Genomic DNA, 8,430 nt, shown 5'->3' with positions numbered 1-8,430 from the left:
GGCTCACACCATGAGATTGCAGCGGTATGTCACCAGGCGACATTACTACTAATAACGCGGCGAAATGAGGCGAGATGGCGAACGAGGACGTCGGCCATTTCATAAGAAGCTGTAGTGCGTTTCTTACAGTGATGACGCTTTACACTTTGCTTGTATCGACCGACCGGATGACTGACTTCGCCTGAACAACTTGAAGCCTGCATTCAATCCAGCGCGAGGCCATCAAAAAATGCTATGAAAATCTTGTACGTGAAATTACATTGGTACAAGTTTTGTGGCGCTGGGGTATTGGCCTGCCAGCGTTGATGTACAGACCAACAGCCTTTCGCCACGTCCTTTCAGGTGCTTGCAGAAGCCCCGCGGAGCCCGCCCATTGACCCAATCCCCCCATCTCTACCTCGTCCTCGGCGATCAGTTGTCCTTCGACCTGAAGTCTCTGGAGCACCTCAACGCCGAGCGCGACACGGTTCTGCTGGTCGAGGTGATGGAGGAGGCGAGCCATGTGCCGCATCATCCGCAGAAAATCGTGCTGATCTTCAGCGCCATGCGTCATTTTGCCGAGGCGCTGCGTGAGCGCGGCGTTCGGGTGCAGTACGTCATGCTTGATGACCCGCAGAACACAGGCTCGGTGCCGGGTGAGTTGCGGCGCTGGCAGGCTTTGCTGCACGCCGAAGAGGTGCATGTTACCGAGTGCGGTGACTGGCGGCTGGAGCAGTCGATCAAGGACTGCGGGTTGCCGATTCAATGGCATGCCGATACGCGCTTTCTCTGTTCCCGCGAAGAATTTTCGTCGTGGGCGCAGGGTAAAAAGCAGTTGCGCATGGAGTTCTTCTATCGGGAGATGCGGCGCAACAGCAGGCTGCTGTTGAACGGCGACGGTACGCCGGTGGGCGGTGCCTGGAATTTTGATGCGGAAAACCGCAAGGCCCTGCCCAAGGGTCTCGCTGCGCCTTACCCGATGCGCTTCTCGGCAGACGGGATCACTCGCGACGTGCTGACATTGGTAGCTGAACGTTTTGCCAGTCACTACGGTTCGCTGGATGATTTCGATTACCCGGTGACGCATGTCGATGCTCAGGCGCTGTGGGAATACTTTCTCGATTTCGGGCTGGCCGGCTTCGGCGATTATCAGGATGCAATGGCCACCGATGAGCCGTTTTTGTTTCACGCGCGGATCAGCGCTGCGCTGAACATCGGCCTGCTGGATCTGCGCCAGGTCTGCAGTGACGTGGAGTCCGCGTACTGGTCGGGCAGGGTGGCGCTGAATGCCGCCGAAGGTTTCATTCGCCAATTGATCGGCTGGCGGGAATATGTGCGTGGCGTTTACTGGCTGAAAATGCCCGAGTATGCCGATGGCAACCTGTTCGGCAACAGCAGGCCGCTGCCGGAGCTTTACTGGACCGGCGAAACGAAGATGAACTGTATGAGTCAGGCGATCGGCCAGAGCCTGAAGCATGCCTATGCCCATCATATTCAGCGCCTGATGGTGACCGGCAACTTTGCGCTGCTTGCCGGTATCGTGCCGAGCCAGATCTGCGAGTGGTATCTGGCGATTTACATGGACGCCTTCGACTGGGTCGAGCTGCCCAATACGCTGGGCATGGTCATGCACGCCGATGGCGGTTATCTGGGTTCCAAACCCTACTGCGCCAGCGGCCAGTACATTAAGCGCATGTCTGACTATTGCCGTGGCTGCGCTTACAAGGTCACTGAAAGCACGACTGACGATGCCTGCCCGTTCAACGCGCTCTACTGGCATTTTCTGATGCGCCATGGCGATCTTTTGCGGCGCAACCAGCGTATGGGCATTATTTACAAGAACCTTGATCGCATGGCTGAACCCAAACAGCAGGCGCTGTGGGAGCGGGGCGAGGCGTTGCTGGCCAGGCTCGATGCCGGAGAGGCGCTTTGAAAAAGAGTGAGCTGCCGGTCAAAACCTGCGCGGTCTGCGGGCTGCCTTTTACCTGGCGCAAGAAGTGGGCACGCTGCTGGGATGAGGTGCGCTACTGCTCTGAGCGCTGTCGTCGAAACAAGCTATCGGCGAGCCAGTAACGCTTTCAAAATATTTCGAAATGAAAAGTGCTGAACTATCGCTTCGCCAGCATGATCCTTTTCTATGCGCATTCAGCGCGACCCCGACAGGCGAGTGCATTCGCACTGAGCATTGATCCAGGGTCGCCGAACGAAAAGGAGCCGTCATGACTGTAACCACCTATCCCGACTACCGATATACGCCAGGCCCGCTACACGCGACCCTGCTCGCTGGAACCGTGCCTCTGTTTCTTGGCGGATTGCTGAGCGACATCGCCTACTATCAGACCTTTCAGATTCAGTGGAGCAACTTTGCCGCCTGGCTGATTGCCGGAGGCTTGCTGTTCTGCGGGCTGGCGTTGCTGTTCGCACTGGTCAATCTGGTGCGTGCGGATAACAAGGCCGGTCGTCCCGTGGTGTACTTCCTGTTGTTGCTGGTCACCTGGGTGCTGGGTCTGGTCAATGCCTTCGAGCATGCGAAAGACGCTTGGGCGGTCATGCCGTCTGGCTTGATCCTGTCGGTCATCGTGGCCGTACTGGCCGGTGTTGCGACATGGACGGGGCTGACCAGCCTGCGTTCGGGAGGTGCAGAATGAAGCACTCTCACGCACTGACTGCATTGAGTATGGCGCTGCTGTTGAGCGCTTGCGGTGGCGAAGCGGACAGCACCCAGGCACGCGGGCCGGACCCGAAACTGCCGGAACCGCAACGTGGCCTGCTGCCCAGCATGAAGATTGCCGAGCCCGTTGCATGGGGCGATCAAAAGCCGAGCGTGCCCGAGGGGTTCAGCATCACTGCGATTGCCACCGACTTGAGCATTCCGCGCCAGTCCCTCGTGTTGCCCAACGGCGACATCCTCATCGCCGAAGGTCGCGGCGGCAGTGCTGCCAAGCTCAAGCCCAAGGATGTGATTGCCAGCGTCATAAAAGCCCAGGGCAATACCAAGGTCAAAGGCGGCAATCGCCTGACCTTGCTGCGCGATGCGGACGGTGATGGCAAGTACGAACTGAAGACAGTCTTTGCCGAAAACCTCAACGCGCCTTACGGACTGGCGTTTGCCGATGGCAAGCTCTATGTGGCCAATCAGGACGCGCTGGTTCGCTTCGATTACCAGGACGGCCAGACCAAGGCCAGCGGTGAGCCGGTCAAGGTTACCGATCTGCCTTCGGCGATTAACCACCACTGGACCAAGGCGCTGACTGTCAGCCTTGATGGTCGCTCCCTGTATGTCGGCATCGGCTCGAACAGCAACGTGACCGAGCGTGGCATGGAGGTCGAAATCGATCGCGCGATGGTCTGGCAGATCGACGCCGCAACCGGTGCCCACAAGCCTTATGCGACCGGTCTGCGTAACCCGACCGCGTTGACGATTCAGCCGGGTACCGGGCAGTTGTGGACGGTGGTCAATGAGCGTGACGAGTTGGGCCCTGATCTGGTTCCCGATTACCTGACGTCGGTGAAGGAGGGCGCGTTCTATGGCTGGCCTTATAGCTATTGGGGCCAGAACGTAGACACGCGTGCCCAGCCACAGAACCCGGCCAAGGTCGCTGCGGCGATCAAGCCGGATTACAGCCTGGGTTCGCACGTGGCCGCTCTGGGTGTGGATTTCTCCATCCCGGCCATGGGGGACAAGTTCGCTGATGGCGTCTTCGTTGGCGAGCATGGCAGCTGGAACCGTGATAATCCGGTTGGCTACAAAGTCATCTTCGTGCCGTTCAGCAATGGACGTCCTGCGGGTGAGCCGGTGGACTTCGCAACGGGTTTCCGTGGTGCTGACGGCAAGACTCGCGGGCGGCCAGTAGGTGTGACGGTTGATCCGAAGGGTGCGCTTATCATTGCCGACGACCTGGCCAACACCGTCTGGAGAGTGACCCGCAACAAATAGGTCACGACTGCCTGTGTGATCATTCCCATGCTCCGCATGGGAATGCCTTTGACACTCCGCGTCATGCAAGAAGCCTCGACGCGGTAGTCAGCGAGTGATCGTTCCCATGCTCCGCGTGGGAATGCCGTTCGTGACGCTCTGCGTCACCCATGAAACCTCAACGCGGAGCATCGGCCTGATAGCCATTCTTCGCGGAAATTATCGCGTGTCGTTGACACAGAATTTCTCTCGCAAGGTGGCTTCGTCAAGGCTTCACACGTTATGGTTAACCGCATCCAAGCGCTGGCCCGGCGGGTCAGTGGCTGACATTCCCGAATTCTGGAACCGCTGTGAGTCGTTTTGAAACCGCTGCAAACGTCGTAATAAAACCCGCTTCATGGTGGGCTGTGGGCAGTGTATCCCTTGGATCGTTCGCTACCGTCACCACTGAATTTCTCCCTGTCGGGCTGCTGCCCGATATTGCTCGTGACCTGGGAACCAGCATCGGCCAAGCGGGCTTGATGATGGCTGTGCCCGGCATCCTCGCGGCCATTTCAGCACCTTCCTGTATCGCTCTGTTCAGTCATGTCGATCGCAAGCGCCTGTTGCTGGGGCTGCTCTCGATATTGCTGGCGTCCAACCTGATCGTGGCACTGTCGACGCACTTCTGGCTGACGCTTGCCGGCAGGGTCCTGCTTGGCTTCGCACTGGGAGGTTTCTGGACGATTGCCGGTTCGCTCGGTCCTCGCTTGAGGCCCGGCAAGGAGGGCGTAAAGGCCACCGCGTACGTACTGGCGGGCGTCTCGATCGGCACTGTTGCCGGTATTCCGGCTGGCACGTTGATCGGTGAAGCGTTCGGCTGGCGAGCCGCATTTGAAACGGCGGCAGTGGTCACGGTTGCGGTAGGGCTGTTGATTGCAATGTTTTTACCGGCGCTGCCGGGCGAGCGTTCTGCCGGCATCAGTCAGATGCTGTCGCTGGCTGGCGAGCAACGCATTCGTCGTATGTTTGCCGCTGCATTGTTGATCTATGTGGGGCACTTCGCGGCTTACACGTACCTCGCGCCCTTCGTGCAGGAGTTCGCGCATATCCAGGGTCAGGCCCTGGGCGCATTGCTGTTCGCCTTCGGTCTGGCAGCGGTGGCAGGTAATCTGGCCGGTGGAGCCCTGGCAGCCAGAAGCGCACCGTCCTCGGTGCTGATCATGACCCTGCTGATGCTGGGTTCGCTGACTGCGCTGCTGATGTTCGTCGGCAACCCGTGGCTGCTCTGGCCGGTGATTCTGGTCTGGGGGTTCGCTTTCGGGATGATCCCCATCACCACGCAGATCTGGTGTTTCGAGGCCTCCAATGATCGCGTGGAAGGTGTTCAGGCGCTGCTGGTCTGTGTGGTGAATCTGTCGATTGGCGGCGGGGCGTTCCTCGGCGGCGTGGTGTCCGGTCGGGCCGGCTTCACCGCCGCCATCGTAATCGGTGCGGTATGTGCCGCACTGTCCATGCTCACCGTGATGCTGGCGATACGCAGCTCCAGGCCGGTCATTTGCACAGACTAATTAACCGCTAATGAGGTATCCGGCGATGCAGCATCCAGCGCCGAATACCTGCTCACATCGTCAGCCTGCTTTGAAAAACGCGACCTTGCGGGTAAGGCGATCTGCAAGTTGTGCCAGTTCTTCGCTGGCGCTTGCCACCTGCTGCGATCCATTGGCGGACTTGAGTGTCGAGTCGTGAATGCTGTTGATGTTCATGGCAACGTCTTCTGCCACCGAGCTTTGCTGAACCGCAGCGCTGGCGATCTGCGCATTCATGTGATTGATCGCGCCCACTTCCTGATTGATTCTGGACAGAGCACTTTGTGCGTTGCGTGTCTGGTCAACGGCGCGATTGACCAGCTCGCAGCTGTCGCGCATGTTCTGCGCCGCGGTTTCAGTACCGCCTTGCAGTGTGCTGATCATGTTTTGAATTTCCTGGGTCGACTGCTGGGTGCGATTCGCCAGGGAACGGACTTCATCGGCGACGACTGCAAAGCCTCTACCGTGCTCACCCGCACGGGCTGCTTCAATGGCCGCATTGAGTGCCAGCAGATTGGTTTGCGAGGCAATCGAGTTGATCACCTCGATCACCGTTTCGATCTGCTCGCTGTGCCTGGACACCTGCTCCACAGTATTTGTTGTTTCAGTCAGCGTGGCCGCCAGTTGCTCGATGGCAGTGGTAGTGCCTTCGACGAGTCGGTTACCGGTCGCCACTTCGCTGTCTGCCAAGCGTGCAGCGTCTGCTGCCTGTGCTGCATAGCCCGAGACTTCATTGACCGTGGCGGCCATCTGGCTGATGGCGGCTGCCACCTGTTCGGCTTCACGGGTCTGCACCATGATCTGAGTATTGTTGGCAGAGGAGGCCGCCGATAGCACGGTGGATGACTGGCTGACCTCTAGGGCAGCCGTCCTCACCTCGGTGATGGTTTCCGAGAGACGAGTCAGCGCGGTCTTCAGTACGCCCATGACGCTGTCGGGATACGCGGTGGTGATGGTTTGCTGCAGATCGCCGGCCGCCAATCGTCGAATGGCCTGCGCAACCTCTACAGGCTCCGCGCCAAGCGTTTTTTTCACAAAGCGAATGATGAAAACCGACAGCACGATGCTCAGCAGCACGGCGAAAGCCGTGGCCAGCAGCATCAGCCCGCGGAACTGACTGGCGGTAGCCTGCACGTCGTCCAGATGAACCCTGATCGCGGCTTCCTCATGGTCGATGAGTGCGTTGATGCGCTTTAGCCACTCGCTGTAATCACCCGAGGTCTGGCGCAGCAATAATGCCTGGGCACCTGCAATGTCACCCGTACGGCGCAAGGCAATGACGCTTTTGGTAGAGCCCAGCGTCTGCTGTTCGATTTCCTTGATGTCACGCAGCAGTTGCCGCTCTTCGGCACTTACGGTCGGCCTGGAGAACAGTTGGTCCATCGGTGCAGCCGAATCGATGTAGTCCTTTTCCAGCCGGGTCATCTCTGCCAGATGGAGCGCGAGGTCCTGATCATTGTTGACCAGCACCGCATCGCGCAGGGCGATCGCCCGGTTATGCACGCTGCCACGAAAGTTGATCGCATAGCGTTGCACCTTTGCGGCATTGTCTCCAACGTCTTCCAGGGTGCTGTCGATGAAGCCAACCCGCTGAATGCCGACAGCGGTGATCAATATGAGCAGTGAAACGACCGCGGCAAACCCCAAGCCGATGCGGGTAGCCAGAGAAACCGGATTTTTCATGGAAGGGACTCGAACGGGGGAGGTGGATAAAGTCGAATCAAGCGCTGGCAAATCGCCATCCATTGCGAATGGCCATACAATACCGTGCAGCCTGTCGGCCGCCCAATAGATATTTGCGTGCGGCGAGATAGACAGGTGTTATTTCAGAAATGTGTGACGGTTACGAGTACTTTGATGTTGTCTTCGTAACATAAGCGTTGCTGGTCACCGTTCTATCGGATGACTGCGGTCCATCAGGTTACCGGCGACGCTGTAACGTTCGCCGGCGTCGGGTTTCTGCTGCGCCGGTCAGACGAATCCGGTCACCAGATGCGGTACATAAGGTGCCTCAAGGCGTTGGATCTCTTCGTCGCTGAGCACCAGCTCCAGTGCGGCGATGGCATCGTCCAGTTGGGACGCTTTGGACGCGCCGACAATCGGCGCTGAAACCCCTCGTTTGGCCAATACCCAGGCCAGTGCGACCTGCGCCATCGGCACACCCCGTTCTGCTGCGACCTGTTCCACAACGTCGATCACCCGACCGTCTTCTTTTTCCGTCGCCTGGTAAAACGACTGACCGGAAACGTCGGTCCTGGTCCGCTCGGTCTGCTGCCCATGGGGCCGGGTCAGCCTGCCACGCGCCATCGGGCTCCAGGGCATCAGGCCGACACCCTGATCAATGCACAGCGGGATCATCTCGCGCTCTTCTTCGCGATACACCAGGTTCAGATAGTTCTGCATGGACACAAACTTGCTCCATCCGTGCGCAGCAGCGACCTGCTGGGCCTTGGCGAACTGCCATGCATACATGGATGACGCGCCGATGTACCTGGCCTTGCCTGCCTTGACCACATCGTGCAGGGCTTCCATGGTTTCCTCGATGGGCGTGTCATAGTCCCAGCGGTGGATCTGATACAGGTCGACATAGTCAGTGCCGAGTCGCGTCAGGCTCGCGTCGATACTGGACATGATGGCCTTGCGCGAGAGCCCCTTTTCGTTGGGGCGGGTCGAGCCTTCCCACATGTTTGCCGGAAAGAACACCTTCGTTGCGATCACGGTTTCGTCGCGACGCGTGAACTCTTTGAGCAATTTACCGACGATGGTTTCCGAAGTACCTGCCGAGTAGCTGTTGGCCGTGTCAAAAAAATTGATGCCTTGCTCGACGGCGTGTTTGATGATCGGTCTGCTTGCTTCTTCGCCCAGTGTCCAGGGATGCGTTCCGGCATCGGGCTCGCCGAATGTCATGCATCCCAGGCACAGTCTGGAAATATCCAGTCCTGTGTTGCCAAGCTTTACGTAGTCCAT

General features: G+C 58.7%; 7 protein-coding genes. 5 read left to right on the top strand and 2 right to left on the bottom strand.

Annotated elements, in window-relative coordinates; translation table 11 throughout:
• The first annotated feature begins 373 nt into the window (after positions 1-373).
• The 5 genes from RGM3321_RS08950 (at position 374) to RGM3321_RS08930 (ending at position 5,445) form a co-directional block, all read left to right on the top strand.
• The gene (locus RGM3321_RS08950) at positions 374-1,912 is read left to right on the top strand and encodes a cryptochrome/photolyase family protein (RefSeq protein WP_244392695.1); all 1,539 of its coding nucleotides are present in this window, start codon (positions 374-376) and stop codon (positions 1,910-1,912) included.
• The gene (locus tag RGM3321_RS08945) at positions 1,909-2,052 is read left to right on the top strand and encodes a DUF2256 domain-containing protein (RefSeq protein WP_244392693.1); all 144 of its coding nucleotides are present in this window, start codon (positions 1,909-1,911) and stop codon (positions 2,050-2,052) included. The genes RGM3321_RS08950 and RGM3321_RS08945 overlap by 4 nt, the downstream gene beginning before the upstream one ends.
• A gap of 146 nt (positions 2,053-2,198) precedes the next feature.
• A complete protein-coding gene (locus RGM3321_RS08940) occupies positions 2,199-2,627 on the top strand; it encodes a DUF2231 domain-containing protein (protein ID WP_244392692.1) in 429 nt (142 codons plus the stop codon).
• A complete protein-coding gene (locus RGM3321_RS08935; protein WP_244392690.1) occupies positions 2,624-3,916 on the top strand; it encodes a sorbosone dehydrogenase family protein in 1,293 nt (430 codons plus the stop codon). Before RGM3321_RS08940 ends, RGM3321_RS08935 begins: the two co-directional genes overlap by 4 nt.
• A gap of 329 nt (positions 3,917-4,245) precedes the next feature.
• Positions 4,246-5,445: an MFS transporter gene (locus RGM3321_RS08930; RefSeq protein WP_244392689.1), complete on the top strand. Its 1,200-nt coding sequence runs from the start codon at positions 4,246-4,248 to the stop codon at positions 5,443-5,445.
• A 60-nt stretch (positions 5,446-5,505) separates the two neighbouring features.
• Here RGM3321_RS08930 and RGM3321_RS08925 read toward each other — a convergent pair whose 3' ends face one another.
• Together RGM3321_RS08925 and RGM3321_RS08920 are read right to left on the bottom strand one after the other, a co-directional pair.
• Complete coding sequence (locus RGM3321_RS08925) at positions 5,506-7,146, bottom strand: methyl-accepting chemotaxis protein (RefSeq protein ID WP_244392688.1); 1,641 nt, start codon at positions 7,144-7,146, stop codon at positions 5,506-5,508.
• Positions 7,147-7,434: 288 nt separating this feature from the next.
• The gene (locus RGM3321_RS08920) at positions 7,435-8,430 is read right to left on the bottom strand and encodes an aldo/keto reductase (protein WP_244392687.1); all 996 of its coding nucleotides are present in this window, start codon (positions 8,428-8,430) and stop codon (positions 7,435-7,437) included.

The sequence above is a fragment of the Pseudomonas sp. RGM 3321 genome (genome assembly GCF_022836805.1).
Classification (GTDB): domain Bacteria; phylum Pseudomonadota; class Gammaproteobacteria; order Pseudomonadales; family Pseudomonadaceae; genus Aquipseudomonas.
Note: the sequence above shows the minus strand (reverse complement) of the source record. Positions and strands in the feature narration are given on the sequence as shown.

Bases quoted from the DNA above. Each gene is read 5' to 3' on its own strand.
- RGM3321_RS08925 (WP_244392688.1), bottom strand. From the start codon at position 7,146: ATGAAAAATCCGGTTTCTCTGGCTACCCGCATCGGCTTGGGGTTTGCC.
- RGM3321_RS08940 (WP_244392692.1), top strand. From the start codon at position 2,199: ATGACTGTAACCACCTATCCCGACTACCGATATACGCCAGGCCCGCTA.
- RGM3321_RS08935 (WP_244392690.1), top strand. From the start codon at position 2,624: ATGAAGCACTCTCACGCACTGACTGCATTGAGTATGGCGCTGCTGTTG.
- RGM3321_RS08920 (WP_244392687.1), bottom strand. From the start codon at position 8,430: ATGGACTACGTAAAGCTTGGCAACACAGGACTGGATATTTCCAGACTG.